The sequence below is a fragment of the Burkholderia sp. Bp9015 genome (assembly GCF_003853505.1).
GTDB lineage: Bacteria > Pseudomonadota > Gammaproteobacteria > Burkholderiales > Burkholderiaceae > Burkholderia.
The window spans coordinates 242,773-267,319 of the sequence record NZ_QTPZ01000003.1 but is presented as its reverse complement, the minus strand read 5'-3'; the positions used below and the strand labels follow the sequence as shown (position 1 = coordinate 267,319).

Below are 24,547 nucleotides of genomic sequence, written 5' to 3'. Positions count from 1 at the left end.
TCGATCAACGGGCGCCGTCGTCACGGCGCCCTTTTCAGTAAAGGTGAAGAACCATGGGTCTCCTCGATATCGTTGGCGGTCTGCTCGGCGGCCAGGCCGGCGGCAACTCGCAAAGCGCGCTGATCGCGACCGCGCTCGAATTCATCAACAACCAGCCGGGCGGGCTGAACGGCCTGATCGAGAAGTTCCAGAAAGGCGGCGCCGGCGACGTGATCGGCTCGTGGGTCGGCACCGGCGAAAACCAGCCGATCTCGCCCGACACGCTGCAGAACGTGCTCGGCTCGGACGTCGTCGGTTCGCTCGCCAGCAAGATCGGCATCGATCCGGGCCAGGCCTCGTCGATCCTCGCGCAGGTGCTGCCGCACGTCGTCAACAGCGCGACGCCGAACGGCGAAGTGCCGGCCGGCGGCCAGATCGACACGTCGAACGTGCTCGGCACGCTCACGCAGCTCGCCGGCATGTTCGGCGGCAACAAGCAGGCCTGAGCCGCGCCGGCTGACGGCCTCGGCGGCGGTTTCGGCCGCCCCATATGCAAACACCCCGCCTGAGCGGGGTGTTTGTTTTTGCGTGCCCGGCGCGAACCGGACACGCGGCCGATTGCCGGCGATCAGTGCACGACGCGGTCGAACACGAACTGGCCGTCGTTGACGTCGACCGGGATCACGTCCTTCGGACCGAAGCGGCCCGCGAGGATCAGCTTCGCGACCGGGTTCTCGATCTCCTGCTGGATCGCGCGCTTCAGCGGCCGCGCGCCGAACACCGGATCGTAGCCGACCTTCGCGATCTGCTCGAGCGCCGCCGGCGACACGTCGAGCGCCATGTCGAGCTTCGCGAGCCGGTCGTGCAGGCGCGCGAGCTGGATCTTCGCGATCGACTCGATGTTGCTGCGATCGAGCGCGTGGAACACGACGACGTCGTCGATCCGGTTCAGGAACTCCGGACGGAAGTGCTGCTTCACTTCGAGCCACACGGCGTCCTTGATCTCTTCCTGCGGCGAACCCGTCATCGCCTGGATCACCTGCGAGCCGAGGTTCGACGTCATCACGATCACCGTGTTCTTGAAGTCGACCGTACGCCCCTGCCCGTCGGTCATGCGGCCGTCGTCGAGCACCTGCAGCAGCACGTTGAACACGTCCGGATGCGCCTTCTCGATCTCGTCGAGCAGGATCACGCTGTACGGCTTGCGGCGCACGGCTTCCGTCAGGTAGCCGCCTTCCTCGTAGCCGACGTAGCCCGGCGGCGCGCCGATCAGCCGCGCGACGCTGTGCTTCTCCATGAACTCGCTCATGTCGATGCGGATCAGGTGCTCTTCGGAATCGAACAGGAACGACGCCAGCGCCTTGCACAGCTCGGTCTTGCCGACCCCCGTCGGGCCGAGGAACAGGAACGAGCCGTACGGACGGTTCGGATCGGCGAGACCCGCGCGCGAACGACGGATCGCATCCGCGACCGCGCTGATCGCCTCGTCCTGGCCGACCACGCGCTCGTGCAGCTTCTCCTCGATGTGCAGCAGCTTCTCGCGTTCGCCCTGCATCATCCGCGACACCGGAATCCCGGTTGCGCGCGACACGACTTCCGCGATTTCTTCGGCGCCGACCTGCGTGCGGAGCAGCCGCGGACGCGTCGGGTTGTGCTGCTCCTGCTCTTCGGCCTGCGTGACCTGCTTCAGTCGCGACTCGAGTTGCGGCAGCTTGCCGTACTGCAGCTCGGCGACCTTCTCCAGCTTGCCTTCCCGCTGCAGACGCGCGATGTCGGCGCGCACCTTCTCGATCTCTTCCTTGAGCTGCGCGCTGCCCTGCACCGCGGCCTTCTCGGCGGTCCAGATCTCTTCCAGGTCAGCATATTCGCGGCCGAGCCGCTCGATCTCTTCCTCGATCAGCTGCAGGCGCTTCTGCGACGCTTCGTCCTGCTCCTTCTTCACGGCCTCGCGCTCGATCTTCAGCTGGATCAGCCGGCGATCGAGCTTGTCCATCTCTTCGGGCTTCGAATCGATTTCCATCTTGATCTTCGACGCAGCCTCGTCGATCAGGTCGATTGCCTTGTCCGGCAGGAAACGATCGGTGATGTAGCGATGCGACAGCTCGGCCGCGGCGACGATCGCCGGGTCGGTGATGTCGACGCCGTGGTGCAGTTCGTACTTCTCCTGCAGCCCGCGCAGGATCGCGATCGTCGCCTCGACGCTCGGCTCGTCGACGAGCACCTTCTGGAAGCGGCGCTCGAGCGCGGCATCCTTCTCGATGTACTTGCGGTATTCGTCGAGCGTGGTCGCGCCGATGCAGTGCAGCTCGCCGCGCGACAGCGCCGGCTTCAGCATGTTGCCCGCGTCCATCGCGCCTTCGGCCTTGCCGGCACCGACCATCGTGTGAATCTCGTCGATGAACACGATCGTCTGGCCTTCGTCCTTCGCGATGTCGTTGAGCACGGCCTTCAGGCGCTCCTCGAACTCGCCGCGATACTTCGCGCCGGCGAGCAGCGCGGCCATGTCGAGCGACAGCACGCGCTTGCCCTTCAGCGTCTCCGGCACTTCGCCGTTGACGATCCGCTGCGCGAGCCCTTCGACGATCGCGGTCTTGCCGACGCCCGGCTCGCCGATCAGCACCGGGTTGTTCTTGGTGCGGCGCTGCAGGATCTGGATCGAACGGCGGATTTCGTCGTCGCGGCCGATCACCGGATCGAGCTTGCCCGCGCGGGCGCGCTCGGTCAGGTCGACCGTGTATTTCTTCAGCGCCTCGCGCTGGCTTTCCGCGTCCTGGCTGTGCACCTGCGAGCCGCCGCGCACCGCGGCGATCGCGGCTTCGAGCGCCTTGCGCGTGAGGCCGTGCTGGCGGGCCAGCTTGCCGGCTTCGCCCTTGTCGTCGGACACGGCGAGCAGGAACATCTCGCTCGCGATGAACGTGTCGTTGAGCTTCTGCGCTTCCTTGTCGGCCTGGTTCAGCAGCCCGGCCAGCTCCCGGCCGATCTGGATGTCGCCGCCCGTTCCCGTCACTTGCGGCAGGCGCGAAATGGCTTCGTTCAGCGCGCCTTGCAGCGCCTGCACGTGAACGCCCGCGCGCGACATCAGCGAGCGGGCGGAGCCGTCCTGCTGCGCGACCAGCGCCGCCAGCACGTGAACGGGTTCGATGTATTGATTGTCGCGGCCTGCCGCGAGGCTTTGCGCGTCAGAGAGTGCTTCCTGGAACTTGGTGGTGAGCTTGTCGATTCTCATTTGGTGAGACCTCCAATTTTCGATTAACACCAAGATGAGGATGGTTATACGGGTTTCAAGCGGAATTCGGGTTGATTCAACGCAAAAATCGCCGGGCGGCGACCCGCCGGCCTGTGGGCGGGCCGCAGCGCGGACGGCGGGGATGGCGCCGGCGTGTCAGTCGCCCCTCGACGACGATTCGGCGGCCGCCGGCGCGTCATCCCCGGACGGTTCGGCGCGCACCCGCGCGATCGGACGAATGCCCAGCAGCGCGGCGAGCGGCGACGCGGGCACGCTCAGCTCGCCGAGCGTGTGGCGGTCGAGCTCGGCGAAGAATGCGTCGCGCGCGGCCGCCAGCACACCTTTCAGGCGGCACTGCGGCTCGATCACGCAGCCGCGCGCCTCGTCGCCGTCGGCCACGAAGCAGCCGACCAGCGCGAAATCGTTTTCGGTCGCGCGCACCACCTGGCCGACCGTCAGCTTCAGCGATTCGGGGAACAGCCGCAGCCCGCCGTTGCGGCCGCGCACGGTGTCGACCCAGCCGAGCTCGCCGAGCTGCTGCACGACTTTCATCAGATGGTTCTTCGAGATGCCGTAGGCGTCCGAGATCTCCTGGATCGTCGCGAGCCCCTCGCCGCGCACGGCGAGATACAACATGACGCGCAGCGAGTAGTCGGTGTAGTCGGTGAGTCTCATGAGCAGATACGGAAAATCGTCGATCGTGCCCCGCTCGGGCGAAGCGGGTCGATCGGAACGCGCGCGGGGGCGGCTGTCGAGGCCACCGACGACGCCGGGTTGCCGGGACGGCCTGCGCGCAATAAGATGCATGGAATCTGCGCATTTTTCAGGCAGGGGTGGACGCTATTTTGCGTCAAAATTCCGTCGGCGTCCTGCGCGTTGCCCCCGCCGCCGTTCCGCCGACATGTCACCGATGCCCTGAATTTCCCGGCCCTTTTTTGCCATGACCGCCCTGCCCGCCACACCCGATACCGCCCCGGCCCGCCCGCGCGACGCCGAACCGACCGAAGACAACATCCGCGACCTCGTGTACGCGTTCTACGACCGCGTGCGCGCCGATCCGCTGCTGGGCCCCGTGTTCGACGCGAAGCTGGACGGCCGCTGGGACGAGCATCTGCCGAAGATGGTGAGCTTCTGGTCGAGCCTCGTGCTCGGCACCAAGAGCTATCGCGGCAACGTGCAGCAGGCGCACCAGCCGCTCGACGGGATCGAGCCCGCGCATTTCAGCCGCTGGCTGTCGCTGTTCCTGAAGACCGTCGAGGGCCGCTACACGCCGCCCGCGGCCATCCGCTTCATGGAGCCCGCGCTGCGGATCGCGCAGAGCCTGCAGCTGAGCCGCTTCGGCTGGGATTACCCGATTCCGCCCGAGCAGCAGGCGCTGCTCGACGCGATCGCGCCGCGCCGCCGCGACACGGGCGACGATCCGCATGCGCTGCCGTCACGCGCCCGCGGCGAACCGTTTCCGGCGAGGATCATCGGACGCGGCACGGATCCGGACGCCTGATACGACGATTCGCAGCGCTCGAACCCTCGAGCGCCTGCGGCACATCGCCGCACGACGCGCTCAACGCGGCGTGTTGCCCGATTCGACGCCCCAGCGCGCGAGCGCCGCATCGTCGGTACTGCGGGCATCGACCCAGCGCTCGCCGTCCGGCGTTGTTTCCTTCTTCCAGAACGGCGCCTCGGTCTTCAGGTAGTCCATCACGAATTCGCACGACGCGAACGCGTCGCCGCGATGCGACGCGACCGTCGCGACCATCACGATCTGGTCGAGCGGCAGCAGCCGGCCGACGCGGTGCACGATCGCGACGTCGATCCCGGGCCAGCGCCGGCCGGCCTCGGCGGCGATCTTCTCGAGCGCCTTCTCGGTCATCCCCGGATAGTGCTCGAGTTCCATCGCGGCGACCGAATCGCCTTCGTTCAGGTCGCGCACGGTGCCGACGAAGCATGCGACCGCGCCGATCTTCGGGTTGCGCGCGCGCAGTGCCGCGACTTCGGTGTTCAGGTCGAAGTCGTCGGTCTGGATTCGTATCGTTGCCATCATCTGCCTCTGTCGACCAGAGTTGGCGCTTTAGCGCTTACTCTGGTCCCATGCTTTGCGGTCGACCAGAGTTAGCGCTTTAGCACCTACTCTGCTCCCATCCAAAGCTCAACCGCCCGTCACCGGCGGAAAGAACGCGACCTCGCAACCGTCGGTGAGCCGCGTATCGGGATCGGTCATCTCGTGATTGCATGCCATGCGCAACGCGCGCCCTTCGGCGAGCGTTTCGGCCCACGCGCCGCCGCGCAGGCGCAGCCACGCGCGCACGTCGCCGACGGTCGTCACGCCGTCCGGCACGTCGGCCTGCTCGTCGGACACGCCCAGCGCCTCGCGCACGCTTGCAAAGAATTTCAGCTGAATCTTCATAAGTCGGGAAGCCGTCGTATTACGACAGCAGTTCGGAAAACGGAATGAAACGCACGGTCTCGCCCGCGCTGATCGCGTGCTGCGGCGGATTGTCGATCAGTCCGTCGCCCCAGACCGTCGACGTCAGCACCGCCGAGCTCTGGTTCGGGAACAGGTCGAGGCCGCCGGCCGCGTTGACGCGCGCGCGCAGGAATTCGTTGCGCCGGTCACCCTTGCCTTGCGAGAAGTCCGCGCGCAGCGACAGCGCGCGCGGCGTGACGTCGCGCACGCCGGACAGGCGCAGCAGGAACGGCCGCACGAACAGCAGAAACGTGACGAAGCTCGACACGGGGTTGCCCGGCAGCCCGATGAAATGGGCGTCGGGACGCGCGTCGCCGCGGCGCACCGCGCCGAACGCGAGCGGCTTGCCCGGCTTCATCGCGATCTGCCACAGCGCGAGCCGCCCTTCGGCCTCGACGGCCGGCTTCACGTGATCCTCGTCGCCGACCGATACGCCGCCGCTTGTCAGGATCACGTCGTGATCGCGCGCGGCCTCGCGCAGCGTGTCGCGGGTCGCCGCGAGCGAGTCGGGCACGATCCCGTAATCGGTCACGTGGCAACCGAGCCGCTCGAGCAGCCCGCGCAGCGTGAAGCGGTTCGAGTTGTAGATCGCGCCGGGCTTCAGCGGCTCGCCCGGCATCGTCAGTTCGTCGCCGGTGAAGAACACCGCGACGCGAATCCGCCGCGCGACCGACAGCTGCGCGCAGCCGACCGACGCGGCCAGCCCGAGCGCCTGCGGCGTGAGCCGCGTGCCGGACGGCAGGATCACCGAACCCTGGCGGATGTCCGCGCCCTGCGCGGTGATCCATTCACCGGCCTTCGGCGTGTGCAGGATCTCGACCGCATCGCCGTCGGCCGACGTCTGTTCCTGCATCACGACGGCGTCGGCGCCGGGCGGCACCGTCGCGCCGGTGAAGATCCGCGCGGCCGTGCCCGCCGCGAGCGGCGCGGCCGGATGGCCGGCCGGAATCCGCTGCGACACCGGCAGGCGCCGCTCGCCGTGCAGCAGGTCGGCGACGCGCACCGCGTAGCCGTCCATCGCGCTCGTATGCATCGGCGGCACGTCGAGCGGCGAACTCACGTCGGCCGCCAGCACGCGGCCGAGCGCGTCGAGCGTGGCGACGGTTTCGGCGCCGGGCAACGGCTTCGCGGCTTCGAGCAGCGCGGCGAGCGCCTCGGCGGTCGACAGCATCGGCGCGCGCGGCGCCGCGGGATTCGGGTTCGACATCGATGGAATCGGGGAAACGTTGGAGTCAATACGTCATTGTAGCGACGCCGTCGCGCCCACGCGCGATATGCCGGACATGCGGCAACTGTGATCGGCGCGAACACGCGGCACTGGCACTCGTTTCGATTTACTTGTTTCGATTCGCGCGCCGTCGGACGGCGCGCCCGTACGCGGCCGCGGCCCAACCCAAACAAAACGGCCGGAACCCCGATCCGTGCGACGAATCGGCATTCCGGCCGTGCTGCGCCGACGGGCTTGCGACCCCGCGGCACGGTGCTACCCCGGTGCTACGTCATGCGCCCGTATGCGCGACGATGAAGTCCTTCACCTGCTGCGCGTCGGCCTTCACGACCTCGAAACGCTGCGGCAGCGCCTCGAGCCCGTCGAATGCAGCCGGCCGCTCGGCCTCGCGATCGAGCGCTTCGCGGATCGTCTCGCCGAACTTGATCGGCTGGGCCGTCTCGAGCACGACCATCGGCACGCCCGCGTCGAGATGCTCGCGCGCGACCTTCACGCCGTCGGCCGTGTGCGTATCGATCATCGTGTCGTAGCGCGAGAACACGTCGCGGATCGTCGCGATACGGTCCGTGTGGCTGCTGCGGCCCGACACGAAGCCGAACTCGGCGACGCGCGCGAAATCGCCGCTCGCCGCGAGATCGAAACCACCCTTCTCCTCGACGTCGCGGAACAGCTGCATCACGCGGGCCGGATCGCGGCCGAGCAGGTCGAACACGAAGCGCTCGAAGTTCGATGCCTTCGAGATGTCCATGCTCGGGCTGCTCGTGTGATAGGTGTTTTCCGCGCTGCGCACGCGGTATGCGCCGGTGCGGAAGAACTCGTCGAGCACGTCGTTCTCGTTGGTCGCGACCACGAGCTTCGCGATGGGCAGGCCCATCATCCGCGCGATGTGACCCGCGCAGACGTTGCCGAAGTTGCCCGACGGCACCGTAAACGACACGCGCTCGTCGTTCGACGTCGTCGCCGCGAAATAGCCCTTGAAGTAGTACACGACCTGCGCGACGACGCGCGCCCAGTTGATCGAGTTGACCGTGCCGATCTTCTGCTGCGCCTTGAACGCGTGATCGTTCGAGACAGCCTTCACGATGTCCTGGCAGTCGTCGAACACGCCTTCGACCGCGAGGTTGAAGATGTTCGGATCCTGCAGGCTGAACATCTGGGCGGTCTGGAACGCGCTCATCTTCTTGTGCGGCGACAGCATGAACACGCGCACGCCTGCCTTGCCGCGCATCGCGTACTCGGCCGCGCTGCCGGTGTCGCCCGACGTCGCGCCGAGGATGTTCAGCGCTTCGCCGTGCTTCGCGAGCGTGTACTCGAACAGGTTGCCGAGCAGCTGCATCGCCATGTCCTTGAACGCGAGCGTCGGGCCGTTCGACAGTTCGAGCAGCGACAGCGCCGCGCCGTTCTCGGTGCCGAGCGTCTTCAGCGGCGTGATGTCGGACGCGTTCTCGCCGTGACGCGTGTTGCTGTATACGGCGGCCGTATAGGTGCGGCGCGTGATCGCGTGCAGGTCGTCGGCCGGCACGTCGTCGCAGAACTTCGACAGGATCTCGAACGCGAGATCCGCGTACGGCAGCGTGCGCCAGCGCGCGAGTTCGTCGGCCGACACCTGCGGGTATTCGGCCGGCAGGTACAGCCCGCCGTCCTTCGCAAGGCCGCCGAGCAGGATGTCGGAGAACGTGTGGCGCTCGCCGATGCCGGCGCCGCGCGTGGAGATGTAGTTCATGTCGTTCCTGGTCCTCAGTTCAGCGCTTCCATACGCAGCTTCGTCACCTTCGAGACCACCGTCGCGAGGCTCTCGATCTGCGCGATCGCCGCGTTCACGTGCTTCTCGAGCGTCTCGTGCGTGATCAGGATGATGTCGGTTTCGCCGTTCGCGTCGTCGACCTGCTCCGATTCCTTCTGCAGCAGCGCGTCGATCGAGATGCCCGTGGCGGCGAGGATGCGCGTGATGTCCGCGAGCACGCCGGTCTGGTCGGCCACGCGCAGGCGCAGGTAGTAGCCGCTCGTCACTTCCTCGATCGGCAGGATCGGCGTGTTCGACAGGCTGTCCGGCTGGAACGCGAGATGCGGCACGCGATGCTCGGGGTCGGCCGTGTGCAGGCGCGTGACGTCGACGAGATCCGCGACGACCGCCGACGCGGTCGGTTCCGCGCCCGCGCCCTTGCCGTAGTACAGCGTCGTGCCGACCGCGTCGCCGTGCACGACGACCGCGTTCATCGCGCCCTCGACGTTCGCGAGCAGGCGCTTCTCCGGAATCAGCGTCGGGTGCACGCGCAGCTCGATGCCGTTTTCGGCGCGGCGCGCGATGCCGAGCAGCTTGATCCGGTAGCCGAGCTCTTCCGCGTAGCGGATGTCGGTCGCGTCGAGCTTGCTGATGCCTTCGACGTAGGCACGGTCGAACTGGACCGGCACGCCGAACGCGATCGCGCTCATGATGGTCGCCTTGTGCGCGGCGTCGACGCCTTCGATGTCGAAGGTCGGATCGGCTTCCGCATAGCCGAGCTCCTGCGCGGCCTTCAGCGCGGTCGCGAAGTCGAGGCCGCGGTCGCGCATTTCCGACAGGATGTAGTTCGTCGTGCCGTTGATGATGCCGGCGATGTACTGGATGCGGTTCGCGGTCAGGCCTTCGCGCAGCGCCTTGATGATCGGGATGCCGCCGGCGACGGCCGCCTCGAACGCGACCATCACGCCCTTCTCGCGCGCGGCCTCGAAGATCTCGGTGCCGTGTACCGCGAGCAGCGCCTTGTTCGCCGTCACGACGTGCTTGCCGTTCGCGATCGCGCGCAGCACGAGCTCGCGTGCGATGCCCGTGCCGCCGATCATCTCGGCGATGATCGAGATCGACGGATCGTCGACGACCGCGTTGAAATCGTCGGTGATCTGCGCGGCGCCGGCGTTACCGCCGAGCGCGGCCTGCGCCTTGGCCGGATTGCGCACGGCAATGCGCGCGATCTCGATGCCGCGCCCCGCGCGTCGCTTGATTTCTTCCTGGTTGCGGTGCAGCACCGTGAAGGTGCCGCTGCCGACGGTGCCGAAGCCCAACAGGCCAACTTTGATCGGTTCCATGCTGCGTGTGATCGATGAGTAAGAATTGAATGAATGCCGGGGGACGCTGTCCGCTCAGACCGAATGACGCTTGCGGTAGCCGTCGAGGAAGCGCGCGATCCGGTTGATCGAATCGGTCAGGTCGTCGAGGTTCGGCAGGAAGACCACGCGGAAGTGATCCGGCGCCGCCCAGTTGAAGCCCGTCCCCTGCACGAGCAGCACGCGTTCCTCGAGCAACAGGTCGAGGATGAACTGCTGGTCGTTCTGGATCGGATAAAGCTTCGGATCGAGGCGCGGGAACATGTACAGCGCGGCCTGTGGCTTCACGCAGGTCACGCCGGGAATCGACGTGAGCATGTCGTACGCGAGCTCGCGCTGCTTGAAGAGGCGCCCGCTCGGCACGATCAGCTCGTTGATGCTCTGGTAGCCGCCGAGCGCGGTCTGGATCGCGAACTGCCCGGGCACGTTCGCGCACAGGCGCATCGACGACAGGATCCCGAGGCCTTCCAGGTAATCCTTCGCGCGCCGGCGGTTGTCGCCGCCGAGGCCCGACACGGCCATCCAGCCCGCGCGGTAGCCGCACGAGCGATAGCTTTTCGACAGGCTGTTGAACGTGACGGTGATCACGTCTTCCGACAGCGAGCCCAGCGCCGTGTGCTCGAGCCCGTCGTAGACGATCTTGTCGTAGACCTCGTCGGCGAACACGATCAGCCCGTGCTGACGCGCGATCTCGAGCAATTCGAGCAGCAATTCGTCGGAATAAAGCGCGCCGGTCGGGTTGTTCGGGTTGATCACGACGATCGCCTTGGTGTTCGGCGTGATCTTGCGGCGGATGTCGTCGAGGTCGGGCATCCACGCGTTCTGCTCGTCGCACACGTAGTGCACGGGCGTGCCGCCCGACAGGCTCACGGCGGCCGTCCACAGCGGGTAGTCGGGCGCCGGCAGCAGCACTTCGTCGCCGTCGTTCAGCAGCGCCTGGGTCGCCATCACGATCAGCTCGGACGCGCCGTTGCCGATGTAGATGTCGTCGAGGCCGACACCGACGACGCCCTTTTGCTGCGTGTAGTGCATCACGGCCTTGCGGGCCGAGAACACGCCCTTCGAATCCGAATAGCCGGACGACGCCGGCAGGTTGCGGATCATGTCCTGGATGATTTCGTCCGGCGCGTCGAAACCGAACGGCGCGAGGTTGCCGATGTTCAGCTTGATGATGCGGTGGCCTTCTTCCTCGAGGCGCTTCGCGTGCTCGAGCACCGGGCCACGGATGTCGTAGCAGACGTTGAGCAGCTTGTTCGACTTCTGAATCGGTTTCACGACGACACGGTTCCTGGGTTGGCCTTGCGGCCGGGGGACGGGATCAAAACTGGAGAGCGGCTGGTCTATGCGCGCTGTCTAGACTGGGGAAAATGCGGGCAGTCGGACGCGGCTTGTGGCGACGCACGATGCAAGTGGCGCCCGGGGGCGACCAAAAAGTTATAATTTAGCGGATTTTGGCCACCTTTCGCAATGCACCATGGCCGCTCCGGGCCCGCGCCGTCAGGCGTCCCGCGTGCGCCGGTCGCGAAACGGCCGCCCGGGCCCGTGCGGCCCTTGCCAGACCTTCCCTCCACGGAACCGCGGAATACCGATTTGAAACTGCACCAGGACACGAGCGGCGCGCTCAACACCGTCACCGGCTACGGCCCCGATTATGTCGACGTCAACCTCCAACGCCACGAAGGGAGCGTCATCGTGCTGCCCGGCGCGCCGGTGCGGGACTGGCCCGTATCGTCGTTCGACGCGCTCGCGCCCGAGCATTTCGCGATGCTGCTCGACCCGGCCCCCGAACTCGTGATCTTCGGCAGCGGCGCGCGGCTGCGCTTCCCGCACCCGCGCCTCGTGGCCGCGCTGACGGCCAAGCGGATCGGCGTCGAGACGATGGATTTCCAGGCCGCCTGCCGGACCTACAACATCCTGATGGCTGAGGGCCGCAAAGTGGCCGCCGCGCTCTTAATTGAACGTTAATCCCCGATGCGGTAAAACTCGGGCCGGCACACCGGGTCGATCCCCGGATCATCACGCGGATCGGCAACCGGCAAGCCGGCCGCCGCCGGCGCGACCCGCTGGCGGCGCTTACAACAACCAACAGGCTGAAAATTCATGAACGATACGCCGTCGAGGCTACCGCTCAATCGCATCACGCTCGTCCTCCTGCTCGTCGCGCTCGCGATCGTCTGGTTCGCGCCGCTCGGGCTGCGCCACCTGATCCCGAGCGACGAAGGCCGCTACGCGGAAATGGCGCGGGAAATGTTCGTCACCGGCGACTGGATCACGCCGCGCTACAACGGCTACAAGTATTTCGAGAAGCCGCCGCTGCAGACCTGGCTGAACGCGCTGACGTTCGCCTGGTTCGGCATCGGCGAATGGCAGGCGCGCCTGTACACGGGCCTCGCCAGCTTCGCCGGCGTGCTGCTGGTCGGCTTCACGGGCGCGCGCCTGTTCAACCCGCTGTCCGGCTTGCTCGCGGCCGTCGTGCTCGCGTGCTCGCCGTACTGGAACCTGATGGGCCACTTCAACGCCCTCGACATGGGGCTCGCGTTCTGGATGGCGCTGTCGCTCTGCTCGCTGCTGCTCGCGCAGCGGCCCGGGCTGCCGGCGGGCGCGGTGCGCGGCTGGATGTGGGCGTGCTGGGCCGCGATGGCGTTCGCCGTGCTGTCCAAGGGCCTCGTCGGCCTGATCCTGCCCGGCGCCGTACTGGTGCTCTATACGCTGATCGCCCGCGACTGGGCACTGTGGAAGCGACTCTACCTGGTCAGCGGCCTCGTGATCTTCTTCGCGATCGTCACGCCGTGGTTCGTGCTCGTCCAGCAGCGCAACCCCGAGTTCTTCAATTTCTTCTTCATCGTCCAGCAGTTCCGCCGTTACCTGACCCCGGAGCAGAACCGCCCGGGCCCGTTCTACTATTTCGTGCCGGTGCTGCTGGTCGGCTTCCTGCCGTGGCTGTCGGTCGCGTGGCAGAGCATCCGCCATGCGCTGCGCATGCCGCGCCAGCCGAACGGCTTCTCGCCGATGCTCGTGCTGCTGATCTGGAGCGCGTTCATCTTCCTGTTCTTCAGCACGTCGCACTCGAAGCTGATCTCGTACGTGCTGCCGGTCGCGCCGGCGCTCGCGCTGATCATCGGCGCGTACCTGCCGCTGATGAGCGCCGACCGGTTCCGTCGCCACCTGCTCGGCTACCTCGTGTTCTTCGTCGTCGCGGCGTTCGGGATCATCTTCCTCGCGTATCAGGGCGACGCCCGCACGCCGAACGCGCTGTATCGTGCGTTCCAGGTGTGGCTGTACGCGGGCCTCGCGGTCGCGGGCGCGCTGACGCTCGCGGCCGCCTGGCTGAACCGCCGCGTGGGCGTCGCGGCCGCGATCACCGCGTTCGGCGCCGCGTGGCTCGCGTTCGGCACGATCGGCGGCACCGGTCACGACGAATTCGGCCGCTACAGCTCGGGCGCGCTGCTCGCGCCCGCCGTGCGCGCCGAACTGGCGAAGCTGCCGCCTGACACGCCGTTCTACTCGATCGAGATGCTCGATCACACGTTCCCGTTCTATATGGGCCACACGACGATCATGGTCCAGCGCCAGGACGAGCTCGCATTCGGCATCTCGGTCGAGCCGGACAAGTGGATCCCGACCGTCGACCAATGGATCGAACGCTGGAAGCAGGACACCCATGCGCTCGCGATCATGCCGCCCGGCCAGTACGACACGCTGGTCAGGCAAGGCGTGCCGATGCGCGTGATCGCGCGCGACAACCGCCGCGTGATCGTCGAGAAACCGCAATCGTAAGGACGCCCGCCGCATGAATCCCGTTTCGTTCGTCTGCATCATCACCGGCGTGATGCTCAACGCCTGTGCGCAACTTCTGCTGAAAGCCGGCGTCAACGCCGTTGGACACTTCGAATTCAGCCGTGCGAACATCCTGCCGGTCGGCCTGAAGATCGCGACCCAGCTGCCGATCATCGGCGGCCTCGGCTGCTACGTGCTGAGCGTCGTCGTCTGGATTGTCGGGCTGTCGCGGGTCGACGTGTCGATCGCCTATCCGATGCTGTCGCTCGGCTACGTGGTCAACGCGTTCGCCGCCTGGTACCTGTTCGGCGAGGTGCTGTCGGTCCAGCGGCTGGTCGGCATCGGCATCATCCTGATCGGCGTGCTCGTGCTCGCGCGCAGTTGAGCGCGCCCCGCCGGCCCGGCGGGCATTAAGCGTCCGCCTACAAAAAATCACGGTACGAATCCGGCAACCGGTGTTTAATGCCGGTTTCGGGCCGGATCGCCCGACCCCTTTATTACACGCCATTACAGGCAAAGTGTTCATGAGCCAGACTACCGCTCCGTTCCTGCCGTTCACCCGCCCCGAGATCGACGAGGAAACCATCCAGGGCGTCGTCGACGTACTGCGCTCGGGCTGGATCACCACCGGCCCGCAGAGCCAGAAGTTCGAAGCCGCGCTGTCCGAGTACTGCGGCGGCCGTCCGGTCCGCGCGTTCAATTCGGGCACCTGCACGCTCGAGATCGGCCTGCGCATCGCGGGCGTCGGCCCCGGCGACGAGGTGATCACGACGCCGGCGTCGTGGGTATCGACCAGCAACGTGATCCTCGAGACGGGCGCGACGCCCGTGTTCGCCGACATCGACCCCGTCACGCGCAACATCGACCTCGACAAGCTCGAGCAGGCGATCACGCCGCGCACGAAGGCGCTCATCCCGGTCTACCTGGCCGGCCTGCCGGTCGACATGGACCGCCTGTACGCGATTGCGCGCGCACACAACCTGCGCGTGATCGAGGACGCCGCGCAGGCGCTCGGCTCGACGTGGCAAGGCAAGCGCATCGGCGCGATCGGCGACATCGTGTCGTTCAGCTTCCACGCGAACAAGAACCTGACGACGATCGAAGGCGGCGCGCTCGTGCTGAACAATGAGGACGAGGCGACGCTCGCGCAGAAGTACCGGCTGCAGGGCATCACGCGCACCGGCTTCGACGGGATGGACTGCGACGTGCTCGGCGGCAAGTACAACCTGACCGACGTCGCCGCGCGCGTCGGCCTCGGCCAGCTGCCGCACCTCGAGCGCTTCACCGCGCAGCGCCGCGCACTCGCGCGCGCGTATTTCGCCGCGCTCGACGGCGGTGCGGCCGTGCAGCTCGGGCTCGGCCTGCCCGTCGCCGATTTCGAGAACAGCAACTGGCACATGTTCCAGGTCACGCTGCCGCTCGACCGGCTGTCGATCTCGCGCGCCGATTTCATGGCGCAGATGAAGGAGCGCGGCATCGGCACGGGCGTCCACTACCCGGCCATCCATCTTTTCACGCTGTATCGTGCGCGCGGCTTCAAGGAGGGCATGTTCCCCCACGCCGAACGATACGGCGCATCGACCGTCACGCTGCCGCTCTTCACGCAGATGACGGAAGACGACGTGCGTCGCGTGGCCGACGCCATCAACCAGATTTGCGAACAATACGGAAAATAAGCGTACATGAATCACCTTGAAGCACGCGCCGGGCATCCGGGCGCCGCGACCCCGGAGGTATCGGTCATCATCCCCGTGTACAACGAGGAAGACGGCCTGGCCGCGCTGTTCGCGCGGCTCTACCCGGCACTCGACGCACTCGGCACGTCGTACGAAGTGATCCTGATCAACGACGGCAGCCGCGACCGCTCGGCCGCGATGCTGGCGGACCAGTTCCACGTGCGCCCCGACACGACGCGTGTCGTGCTGCTCAACGGCAACTACGGCCAGCACATGGCGATCCTCGCCGGCTTCGCGCAGTCGCGCGGCGAGATCGTCATCACGCTCGACGCCGACCTGCAGAACCCGCCCGAGGAAATCGGCAAGCTGATCGCGAAGATGCGCGAAGGCTACGACTACGTCGGCTCGATCCGCAAGCAGCGTCAGGACAGCCTGTGGCGCCGCAAGGCGTCGCAGATGATGAACCGGCTGCGCGAGCGCATCACCCGAATCAAGATGACCGACCAGGGCTGCATGCTGCGCGCGTACAGCCGCCGCATCATCGACACGATCAACGTGTGCGGCGAAGTCAACACGTTCATCCCCGCGCTGGCCTACACGTTCGCGCAGAAACCGACCGAAATCGAGGTCGCGCACGAGGAACGCTTCGCGGGCGAGTCGAAGTACTCGCTGTACAGCCTGATCCGGCTGAACTTCGACCTCGTGACGGGCTTCTCGGTCGTGCCGCTGCAGTGGCTGTCGTTCATCGGCGTGATCCTGTCGCTCGGCTCCGCCGCGCTGTTCGTGCTGCTGCTCGTGCGCCGCTTCATCGTCGGCGCGGAAGTGCAAGGCGTGTTCACGCTGTTCGCGATCACGTTCTTCCTGCTCGGCGTGATCATCTTCGCGCTCGGCCTGCTCGGCGAATACGTCGGCCGCATCTACCAGCAAGTGCGTGCACGGCCGCGCTACCTGATCCAGGCCGTGCTCGAACAGCACGACGGCATGCCGGCGGTGCCGGCCCCCGCGAGCCGCACGGGGACGTCGCAATGAAGCCGCGCGCCGTCGTCTTCGCGTATCACAACGTCGGCGTGCGCTGCCTGCAGGTGCTGCTGGCACGCGGCGTCGACGTCGCGCTCGTCGTCACGCACGAGGACAACCCGAACGAGAACATCTGGTTCGGCAGCGTCGCATCGGTGGCCGCCGAGCACGGGATCCCGGTCGTCACGCCGGCCGACCCCGCCGAGCCGGCACTGCGCCGCGCGGTATCCGACGCGCGGCCCGAGTTCATCTTCTCGTTCTACTACCGCCACATGCTGCCGGTGGACCTGCTCGCGATCGCTCCGCGCGGCGCGTACAACATGCACGGTTCGCTGCTGCCGAAATACCGGGGTCGGGTACCGACCAACTGGGCCGTGCTGAACGGCGAAACGGAAACCGGCGCGACGCTGCACGAGATGGCCGCGAAGCCCGATGCGGGCGCGATCATCGGCCAGACCGCCGTGCCGATCCTGCCGGACGACACGGCCGCGCAGGTGTTCGACAAGGTGACGGTCGCCGCCGAGCAGACGCTCTGGCGCGTGCTGCCCGCGCTGCTCGCGGGCGAGGCGCCGCACCTGCCGAACGATCTCGCGAACGGCAGCTACTACGGCGGGCGCAAGCCGGAGGACGGCCGCGTCGACTGGTCGAAGCCGGCCGCGCAGGTCTACAACCTGGTACGCGCGGTCGCGCCCCCGTATCCGGGCGCGTTCACCGACGTCGCCGGCACGCGTTTCGTGATCGCCCGCGCGCGCCTCGCGGCGCCCGGCAGCGCCGCCGCCGCGGCCGCAGCGGATTTGCCGCCCGGCCTGCACGTAAGCGATAATGCGCTATTCGGCGTCTGCGGCGACAGCCGCGCCCTATCCATTCTCGAGCTGTGGCAGCAGCGCGACGGCAGCGAAACCGTCGTGACGCCCGCGGAATTCGCGCAGTTCATTCATTCTTCCCGTCATTCATGAAAGCAAAAAAAGTCCTGATCCTGGGTGTGAACGGCTTCATCGGCCATCACCTGTCGAAGCGCATTCTTGAAACCACCGATTGGGAAGTGTTCGGCATGGACATGCAGACCGATCGGCTGGGCGACCTCGTCAACCACGAGCGGATGCACTTCTTCGAAGGCGACATCACGATCAACAAGGAGTGGGTCGAGTATCACGTGAAGAAGTGCGACGTGATCCTGCCGCTCGTCGCGATCGCGACGCCCGCGACCTACGTCCAGCAGCCGCTGCGCGTGTTCGAGCTCGACTTCGAGGCGAACCTGCCGATCGTGCGTTCGGCCGTCAAGTACGGCAAGCACCTCGTGTTCCCGTCGACCTCCGAGGTCTACGGCATGTGCTCGGACGAGCAGTTCGACCCGGATGCATCGGCGCTCACGTACGGCCCGATCAACAAGCCGCGCTGGATCTACGCCTGCTCGAAGCAGCTGATGGACCGCGTGATCTGGGGCTACGGGATGGAAGGCCTGAACTTCACGCTGTTCCGTCCGTTCAACTGGATCGGCCCGGGCCTCGACTCGATCTACACGCCGAAGGAAGGCAGCTCGCGCGTCGTCACGCAGTTCCTCGGCCACATCGTGCGCGGCGAGAACATCAGCCTCGTCGACGGCGGCTCGCAGAAGCGCGCGTTCACCGACATCGACGACGGCATCAGCGCGCTGATGAAGATCATCGACAACAAGAACGGCGTCGCATCGGGCAAGATCTACAACATCGGGAATCCGAAGAATAATTTCTCGGTTCGCGAACTCGCGCACAAGATGCTCGAACTGGCCGCCGAATACCCGGAATACGCCGGCTCCGCGAAGCAGGTGCAACTCGTCGAAACGACGTCGGGCGCCTACTACGGCAATGGCTACCAGGACGTGCAGAACCGCGTGCCGAAGATCGACAACACGATGCAGGAGCTCGCCTGGGCGCCGCAATCGACGTTCGACGACGCGCTGCGCAAGATCTTCGAAGCGTATCGCGGCCATGTCGCCGATGCGCGCGCGCTGGTCGAGCAGCAGAACTGACGGGACGCTCGCTTGGCTCGTATCGTCCTCAAGATCGACGTCGACACGCTGCGCGGCACGCGCGAAGGCGTGCCGAACCTCGCGCGCATCTTCGACCGCTTCAGCGCGCGCGCGACCTTCCTCTTCAGCCTCGGGCCCGATCACACGGGCTGGGCGCTGCGGCGCGTGTTCCGCCCTGGCTTCCTGAAGAAGGTGTCGCGCACGTCGGTGGTCGAGCACTACGGCGTGAAACAGCTGATGTACGGGGTACTGCTGCCGGGCCCCGACATCGGCCGCCGCGCGATCGCCGACATGCGCGCGATCCACGAGGCCGGCTTCGAATGCGGGATCCATACGTGGGATCACGTGTACTGGCAGGACAACGTGCGCGTGCGCGATCGCGACTGGACCGCGCGTGAAATGCAGAAGAGCCATGCGCGCTTCGTCGACGTCTTCGGCGCGCCACCCGTCACGCACGGCGCGGCCGGCTGGCAGATGAACGACGCGGCGTTCGAGCAGATCGACGCGTGGGGGATGCGCTACGCATCCGACGGCCGCGGCCATTCGCCGTATCTGCCCGTGGTCGGCGGCCGCACGCTGTCGCACGTGCAGATGCCGACCACGCTGCCGACCCTCGACGAAGTGCTCGGCATCGACGGCATCGACACGCACAACGTCGCCGCGCACATCCTGAAGTTCACGGAAACCAATCCGCACGACCAGGTGTTCACGCTGCATGCGGAACTGGAAGGCCAGAAGCTCGCGCCGGTATTCGAGCAGCTGCTCGCCGGCTGGCGCGCACAGGGCCATACGTTTGCGACGATGGGCGACTACCACGCGACGCTGGACCGCGACTCGCTGCCATCGTACCCTGTCACGTGGGGCGAGATTCCCGGCCGCTCCGGCGAGCTGATCGTCCAGCCCGACTGAGTTCGCGCGCACCCGCGCCGCCTGCCCTGCCCTTGCGGCGTGCCGCCGCGACGCCCCGCCGAACCGCGCCGCCCGAGCGGCGCCTTTCCATAACAACAGGAGAAACACGTGTCCGTCGAAGTTGACCGTCAAGTTCCCGATTTCACCGCACCGGCGACGGGCGGCGACATTTCGCTGTCCGACCTCAAGGGCAAGAAGCTCGTCCTGTATTTCTATCCGAAGGACAACACGCCGGGCTGCACCACCGAAGGCCTGCAGTTCCGCGATCTCTATCCGAAGTTCAAGAAGGCCGGCGCCGAAGTGATCGGCGTGTCGCGCGACAGCCTGCGCTCGCATGACAATTTCAAGGCGAAGCTCGAACTGCCGTTCCCGCTGATTTCCGATGCCGACGAGGCGCTGTGCGCGCTGTTCGATGTCATCAAGATGAAGAAAATGTATGGCAAGGAAGTGCGCGGAATCGAGCGTTCGACGTTCCTGATCGACGCCGACGGCGTGCTTCGCCAGGCATGGCGCGGCATCAAGGTGCCCGGTCACGTGGACGACGTGCTAAGTGCTGTACAAGCGCTTTGAGCCGCGTTATATTGGGCCGCAATGAATGCCAGTTCGCCCCATATTTCTCGTAGCTGCGCCGGTGCCCGTTGCGATGCTTTCCGGCACCTGACGCGCATCACGACGGTATCAGCCGAGCCGCATGTCCCGGTCCCCGGGGCAGCGGCTTTTTTTATGGACTGCGCGCCGGCTCTCGGTCCGGCCCCTCACCCCGTCAAGGAGCTGATCGACACTTAGGCGAACCGGCTAGACGAATTTCCTGTGCGCCACCGCGCGCAAACTGCATGCACCTTCCACGTCACGCAGGATGCGATCAGCGGCGCACGCCATGCGACACGATTCCTCCCGAGGGACACCATGCCTTTGCCTACTGCCCCCAGCAAGCTCGGCAGCCTGCTGCCGCCCGATGAATACAAGGCGAAAGCGCGGCCCGCGAAAGCCGCGAAGAAATCCGCCGAAGGGGACGCCTCCACAGCCGGAGAATATGGCCCGGCCAGCGTGGCCCAACCGATGACCGAAGCCGCGAACACGGCCGCGCCGCTGCGCGCCGTCGCGGCGTCGACGCAAGAAGCCGCGGGCACGCCCGCACGCGGTCGCAAGACCAGACAGACGGCCGCGCTGCTGCAGCCGATGCCGGCACCGGTCGAACCGGCGGCCCCTGCCGCCCCCGCCGCGCCGGTCGTCGCACGCAACGACAAGCCCGGGGCCGGCAAGCCGACCACCGCGAGCGCACGCGATGCCGGTGCCGCGACGAAGTCGCGCAGCCGCAAGCCGGCCGAAGCCGAATTGCAGAAGCTGTTCGTGCTCGACACGAACGTGCTGATGCACGACCCGAGCAGCCTCTTCCGCTTCGAGGAACACGACGTCTATCTGCCGATGATGACGCTCGAGGAACTCGACAACCACAAGAAGGGGATGTCCGAAGTCGCGCGCAACGCGCGCCAGGTGAGCCGCACGCTCGACGCGCTGGTCGCCGACGGCGGCCCGATCTCCGACGGCATTCCGCTGTCGCGTCTCGGCAGCCGCGAGGCGCTCGGCCGCCTCTACTTCCAGACCAGGCTCGCGGACATCGCGCCGGTCGAAGGCCTGCCCGCAGGCAAGGCCGACAACCAGATCCTCGGCGTCGTGCGCGCGCTGCAGCGCGACCGGCCGGACCGCCAGGTCGTGCTGGTGTCGAAAGACATCAACATGCGCATCAAGGCGCATGCGCTCGGCCTGCCCGCGGAAGACTACTTCAACGACCAGGTCCTCGAGGACAAGGATCTCCTCTATAGCGGCGTGCGCGAATTGCCGCAGGACTTCTGGACGAAACACGCGAAGGGGATGGAGAGCTGGCAGGACACGAAGACGGGCACCACGTACTACCGCGTGACGGGCCCGCTCTGCGGGTCGATGCTCGTCAACGAGTTCGTCTATCTCGAGCCGCAGAACGGCGAGCCGACGTTCCACGCGATCGTGCGCGAGCTGAACGGCAAGACGGCGCTGCTGCAGACGCTGCGCGACTACAGCCACCACAAGAACAACGTGTGGGGCATCACCGCGCGCAACCGCGAGCAGAACTTCGCGCTGAACCTGCTGATGAACCCCGAGATCGACTTCGTCACGCTGCTCGGCCAGGCCGGCACCGGCAAGACGCTCGTCGCGCTCGCGGCCGGCCTCGCGCAGGTGCTCGACGACAAGCGCTACAACGAGATCATCGTGACGCGCGCGACCGTGCCCGTCGGCGAGGACATCGGTTTCCTGCCCGGCACCGAGGAAGAGAAGATGCAGCCGTGGATGGGTGCATTCGACGACAACCTCGAAGTGCTGCAGAAGACCGACGACGCAGCCGGCGAATGGGGCCGTGCGGCGACGCAGGAGCTGATCCGTTCGCGCCTGAAGGTGAAGAGCATGAACTTCATGCGCGGACGCACGTTCGTCGACAAGTACCTGATCATCGACGAAGCGCAGAACCTGACGCCGAAGCAGATGAAGACGCTCGTGACGCGCGCAGGCCCCGGCACGAAGATCGTGTGCCTCGGCAACATCGCGCAGATCGACACGCCTTACCTGACCGAAGGCAGCTCGGGCCTGACCTACGTCGTCGACCGCTTCAAGGGCTGGGGCCACAGCGGCCACGTGACGCTCGCGCGCGGCGAACGCTCGCGGCTCGCCGACTACGCGTCGGACATCCTGTAACGCGATACGCCGGCTGCCCGCCGGCCTCCGACGCCACGCGGCGCTCCGGTTTCCGGAGCGCCGTTTTCATTTTTGGGGTCGAAAACGTTGGTCATGCTTCGTTACGCAACAACCTCACTTACACGCGAAACTTCAAGTAAATTCTCAGGAATGGTTGCCTAAGCCCCGCCGGAACGTCTACCATCGGGTCTGTCTGTTGTCATACGATTCGCGAGCGCGCCGCGCTCGTCCGCCTTGTCATGCTTCGAATCTGGGTTCCCGTCGCCGTCGTTTCACTGCTCGCGGCCTGCTCCAGCGTGCCGCCGCAGTCGGCCTCGCGCACCTCCGGCATGAAGATCACGACGCCGCGCGCCTTCCCGGCACCCGCCAATTTCCCGAAATTCGTCGACCACAGCGTCGGCCAGGAAGAGATCTCGATCCAGGCGATGAGCCTCGTCGGCGTGCCGTACCGCTGGGGCGGCAACACGCCGACGAGCGGCTTCGACTGCAGCGGCCTGGTGCGCTACGTGATCGGCCGCGCGGCCGACGTGGACCTGCCGCGCACGACCGCCGACATGAGCAGCCGCGGCGTGTCGATCGACCCCGAACAGGTCGCGCCGGGCGACCTGATCTTCTTCAATACGACCGGCCGCCCGCATTCGCACGTCGGCATCTATGTCGGCAAGCTGCGTTTCGTCAACGCGCCGTCGACCGGCGGCACCGTGCGGCTCGACTACCTGACGAACCCGTACTGGGCCAAGCGCTTCGACGGCATTCGCCGCGTCGCGCCGCCGCGCGGTGCGCCCGGGCCGTTCGATGCGCCGACCTACGAGGCGCGGCGCGATGTGCCGGCGGCAGCGCCTGTCGTCGCGGCAGCCGCGTCGCGACGGCCTGCCTCTGCGTATGCCGCGTCTCAGGCGGGCGTCGCGCCGTCGCCCGCGCCGGTCACGCAAGCCGCTCCGGTCGTGTCGACCGCGGCAGTTGCCCCGACGGCCGCGGCAATCGCCCCCGCCGCCGATCCGTACGAACCGCCGCCGCGCGTGCTGACCGCGCAGCAGCAGGCAACGTCCGTGAATGGCGACATGATCGCTACGACGGCGAATCCGGGGCCGGCAGGCCCCACCGAGACCGGCACGCAGATTCCGACCACCGCGCTGACGGCCGCCCAGGCTGCCGCGTTCGACGCGGAACCGCCGCCCGCGGCCGCCGCGCCGTCGCTGCGCGACACCGAGCCCGTGCAGGTGCTGCGGGCGTCGACGCAATCCGCACCGATCAGCCCGCGCACCGCCACCGCCGACGATCCGATCGCCCGCTTCGCGAACGGCAGTTACTGATCCACGTCATCCGCCGCAGCGCCGCCGCCCGTCGTCGCACTTTCCCGACCGCGCAAAGAAAATGCGCCGCAACCTTTCGGTGTGCGGCGCATTGCGCGTATCGATCCGGCAGCGTCGATATCAGAAGATCTGGTGCCCGAGCCACCATCCGCCGGCCGCGAACAGCGCGGCCGCCGGCAGCGTCAGCACCCACGCCCAGACGATGTTGCCGGCGACGCCCCAGCGGACGGCCGACAGCTTCTGCGTGGCGCCGACACCGACGATCGCACCGGTGATCGTGTGCGTGGTCGACACCGGAATGCCGAGGAACGACGCGATGAACAGCGTGATCGCCCCGCCGCTTTCGGCACAGAAACCGCCGACCGGCTTGAGCTTCGTGATCTTCTGGCCCATCGTGCGCACGATGCGCCAGCCGCCGAACAGCGTGCCGAGCCCCATCGACAGGTAGCACGCGCCGATCACCCACGCGGGCGGCGCATCGGACGTCGCCGACGCATAGCCCGACGCGATCAGCAGCATCCAGATGATGCCGATCGTCTTCTGTGCGTCGTTGCCGCCGTGGCCCAGGCTGTACAGGCCGGCCGACAGCAGCTGGAGCCGCCGGAAGCGGCGATCGACCTTGCTGGGTGCGGTGCGGAAATACAGCCACGACACGCCGAGCATGAACAGCGAGCCGAGGATGAAGCCGAGCAGCGGCGAAATGAAGATGAACGCGATCGTCTTCAGCAGCCCGTCGATGTTCAGCGAGCTCCAGCCCGACTTCGCGAGCGCCGCGCCGACGAGGCCGCCGATCAGCGCGTGCGACGAGCTCGACGGAATCCCGTAGTACCACGTGATCACGTTCCAGCCGATCGCACCGACCAGCGCGCCGAACACGACATAGTGGTCGACGATCTCGGGATCGATCGTGCCTTTACCGACAGTCTGGGCGACTTTCAGGTGGAAGATGAAATACGCGATGACGTTGAACGCGGCCGCGAATACCACGGCCTGCTGGGGCTTCAGCACCCCGGTCGACACGACGGTAGCGATCGAGTTCGCCGCGTCGTGGAAGCCGTTCATGAAGTCGAATACGAGCGCGACGAGCACCAGCGTCGCGACCATCCATAGGGCGAGTTGTATCGAATGCATCGTGGTCC

The 24,547-nt window shown here is 66.8% G+C and carries 23 protein-coding genes and 1 pseudogene; 13 read left to right on the top strand and 11 right to left on the bottom strand.

Going from position 1 to position 24,547, the window contains the following annotated elements:
* Window positions 1-53: 53 nt before the first annotated feature.
* Window positions 54-485: a YidB family protein gene (locus tag DIE12_RS05690; protein WP_124486282.1), complete on the top strand. Its 432-nt coding sequence runs from the start codon at window positions 54-56 to the stop codon at window positions 483-485.
* A gap of 122 nt (window positions 486-607) precedes the next feature.
* Here the strand turns inward: DIE12_RS05690 and clpB are convergent, their stop codons facing one another.
* Both clpB and DIE12_RS05680 read right to left on the bottom strand, forming a co-directional pair.
* Complete coding sequence (gene clpB, locus DIE12_RS05685) at window positions 608-3,205, bottom strand: ATP-dependent chaperone ClpB (RefSeq protein WP_044847251.1); 2,598 nt, start codon at window positions 3,203-3,205, stop codon at window positions 608-610.
* Window positions 3,206-3,361: 156 nt separating this feature from the next.
* Window positions 3,362-3,880, bottom strand: coding sequence for an Rrf2 family transcriptional regulator (locus tag DIE12_RS05680; protein ID WP_124486281.1), 519 nt, complete (start codon window positions 3,878-3,880; stop codon window positions 3,362-3,364).
* Between the two features lie 265 nt (window positions 3,881-4,145).
* Here DIE12_RS05680 and DIE12_RS05675 point away from each other — a divergent pair, with 265 nt between their 5' ends.
* Window positions 4,146-4,706 (top strand): group III truncated hemoglobin, encoded by a 561-nt coding sequence (locus tag DIE12_RS05675; RefSeq protein WP_124520210.1) that lies wholly within the window; start codon window positions 4,146-4,148, stop codon window positions 4,704-4,706.
* A 60-nt stretch (window positions 4,707-4,766) separates the two neighbouring features.
* Here DIE12_RS05675 and DIE12_RS05670 read toward each other — a convergent pair whose 3' ends face one another.
* The 6 genes from DIE12_RS05670 to DIE12_RS05645 form a co-directional block, all read right to left on the bottom strand.
* The gene (locus DIE12_RS05670) at window positions 4,767-5,243 is read right to left on the bottom strand and encodes a molybdenum cofactor biosynthesis protein MoaE (protein WP_124486280.1); all 477 of its coding nucleotides are present in this window, start codon (window positions 5,241-5,243) and stop codon (window positions 4,767-4,769) included.
* A 108-nt stretch (window positions 5,244-5,351) separates the two neighbouring features.
* On the bottom strand, window positions 5,352-5,609 hold the full coding sequence (gene moaD, locus DIE12_RS05665; protein ID WP_006758354.1) for a molybdopterin converting factor subunit 1: 258 nt from the start codon (window positions 5,607-5,609) through the stop codon (window positions 5,352-5,354).
* A 19-nt stretch (window positions 5,610-5,628) separates the two neighbouring features.
* Window positions 5,629-6,876, bottom strand: a complete 1,248-nt coding sequence (gene glp / locus DIE12_RS05660) for a gephyrin-like molybdotransferase Glp (protein ID WP_124520209.1) — start codon at window positions 6,874-6,876, stop codon at window positions 5,629-5,631.
* A gap of 292 nt (window positions 6,877-7,168) precedes the next feature.
* Window positions 7,169-8,620 carry a threonine synthase gene (thrC, locus tag DIE12_RS05655; RefSeq protein ID WP_124520208.1) on the bottom strand — a complete coding sequence of 484 codons (1,452 nt, stop codon included), beginning with the start codon at window positions 8,618-8,620 and terminating at the stop codon, window positions 7,169-7,171.
* A gap of 14 nt (window positions 8,621-8,634) precedes the next feature.
* Window positions 8,635-9,963 carry a homoserine dehydrogenase gene (locus DIE12_RS05650; protein ID WP_124486278.1) on the bottom strand — a complete coding sequence of 443 codons (1,329 nt, stop codon included), beginning with the start codon at window positions 9,961-9,963 and terminating at the stop codon, window positions 8,635-8,637.
* 54 nt (window positions 9,964-10,017) lie between these two features.
* Window positions 10,018-11,256 (bottom strand): pyridoxal phosphate-dependent aminotransferase, encoded by a 1,239-nt coding sequence (locus tag DIE12_RS05645; protein ID WP_124486277.1) that lies wholly within the window; start codon window positions 11,254-11,256, stop codon window positions 10,018-10,020.
* A 315-nt stretch (window positions 11,257-11,571) separates the two neighbouring features.
* Between DIE12_RS05645 and DIE12_RS05640 the strand changes: the two genes are divergently transcribed.
* Window positions 11,572-11,946 (top strand): Mth938-like domain-containing protein, encoded by a 375-nt coding sequence (locus DIE12_RS05640; RefSeq protein ID WP_006754746.1) that lies wholly within the window; start codon window positions 11,572-11,574, stop codon window positions 11,944-11,946.
* Here the strand turns inward: DIE12_RS05640 and DIE12_RS37980 are convergent.
* Window positions 11,943-12,083, bottom strand: a complete 141-nt coding sequence (locus DIE12_RS37980; RefSeq protein ID WP_185640961.1) for a hypothetical protein — start codon at window positions 12,081-12,083, stop codon at window positions 11,943-11,945. The two genes, DIE12_RS05640 and DIE12_RS37980, sit on opposite strands and share 4 nt — an antisense overlap.
* Here DIE12_RS37980 and DIE12_RS05635 point away from each other — a divergent pair.
* From DIE12_RS05635 to DIE12_RS05600, 8 genes are all read left to right on the top strand, one after another.
* Complete coding sequence (locus DIE12_RS05635) at window positions 12,082-13,758, top strand: glycosyltransferase family 39 protein (protein ID WP_124520207.1); 1,677 nt, start codon at window positions 12,082-12,084, stop codon at window positions 13,756-13,758. The two genes, DIE12_RS37980 and DIE12_RS05635, sit on opposite strands and share 2 nt — an antisense overlap.
* Window positions 13,759-13,771: 13 nt before the next feature.
* Window positions 13,772-14,143 carry an EamA family transporter gene (locus tag DIE12_RS05630; RefSeq protein WP_044847242.1) on the top strand — a complete coding sequence of 124 codons (372 nt, stop codon included), beginning with the start codon at window positions 13,772-13,774 and terminating at the stop codon, window positions 14,141-14,143.
* 139 nt (window positions 14,144-14,282) lie between these two features.
* Window positions 14,283-15,434: a DegT/DnrJ/EryC1/StrS aminotransferase family protein gene (locus tag DIE12_RS05625; protein ID WP_044847241.1), complete on the top strand. Its 1,152-nt coding sequence runs from the start codon at window positions 14,283-14,285 to the stop codon at window positions 15,432-15,434.
* A 6-nt stretch (window positions 15,435-15,440) separates the two neighbouring features.
* Window positions 15,441-16,463 carry a glycosyltransferase gene (locus tag DIE12_RS05620; RefSeq protein ID WP_124520206.1) on the top strand — a complete coding sequence of 341 codons (1,023 nt, stop codon included), beginning with the start codon at window positions 15,441-15,443 and terminating at the stop codon, window positions 16,461-16,463.
* A complete protein-coding gene (locus DIE12_RS05615) occupies window positions 16,460-17,407 on the top strand; it encodes a formyltransferase (RefSeq protein ID WP_124486275.1) in 948 nt (315 codons plus the stop codon). Before DIE12_RS05620 ends, DIE12_RS05615 begins: the two co-directional genes overlap by 4 nt.
* Window positions 17,404-18,459 carry a bifunctional UDP-4-keto-pentose/UDP-xylose synthase gene (locus tag DIE12_RS05610; protein ID WP_124486274.1) on the top strand — a complete coding sequence of 352 codons (1,056 nt, stop codon included), beginning with the start codon at window positions 17,404-17,406 and terminating at the stop codon, window positions 18,457-18,459. Before DIE12_RS05615 ends, DIE12_RS05610 begins: the two co-directional genes overlap by 4 nt.
* 12 nt (window positions 18,460-18,471) lie before the next feature.
* Window positions 18,472-19,368 (top strand): polysaccharide deacetylase family protein, encoded by an 897-nt coding sequence (locus DIE12_RS05605; RefSeq protein ID WP_059529808.1) that lies wholly within the window; start codon window positions 18,472-18,474, stop codon window positions 19,366-19,368.
* 108 nt (window positions 19,369-19,476) lie between these two features.
* A complete protein-coding gene (locus DIE12_RS05600; RefSeq protein WP_006756046.1) occupies window positions 19,477-19,938 on the top strand; it encodes a peroxiredoxin in 462 nt (153 codons plus the stop codon).
* A 193-nt stretch (window positions 19,939-20,131) separates the two neighbouring features.
* Here DIE12_RS05600 and DIE12_RS38930 read toward each other — a convergent pair.
* Window positions 20,132-20,325: pseudogene (locus DIE12_RS38930) on the bottom strand (hypothetical protein).
* Between DIE12_RS38930 and DIE12_RS05590 the strand changes: the two are divergent.
* Both DIE12_RS05590 and DIE12_RS05585 read left to right on the top strand, forming a co-directional pair.
* Entirely contained in the window at window positions 20,275-22,095 is a 1,821-nt protein-coding gene (locus DIE12_RS05590; RefSeq protein ID WP_124486272.1) for a PhoH family protein, read from the top strand. The pseudogene DIE12_RS38930 and the gene DIE12_RS05590 sit on opposite strands and share 51 nt — an antisense overlap.
* Window positions 22,096-22,334: 239 nt before the next feature.
* A complete protein-coding gene (locus tag DIE12_RS05585; protein WP_124486271.1) occupies window positions 22,335-23,408 on the top strand; it encodes a C40 family peptidase in 1,074 nt (357 codons plus the stop codon).
* Between the two features lie 120 nt (window positions 23,409-23,528).
* Here the strand turns inward: DIE12_RS05585 and DIE12_RS05580 are convergent, their stop codons facing one another.
* Window positions 23,529-24,539: an inorganic phosphate transporter gene (locus DIE12_RS05580; protein WP_044847235.1), complete on the bottom strand. Its 1,011-nt coding sequence runs from the start codon at window positions 24,537-24,539 to the stop codon at window positions 23,529-23,531.
* Window positions 24,540-24,547: the final 8 nt, after the last annotated feature.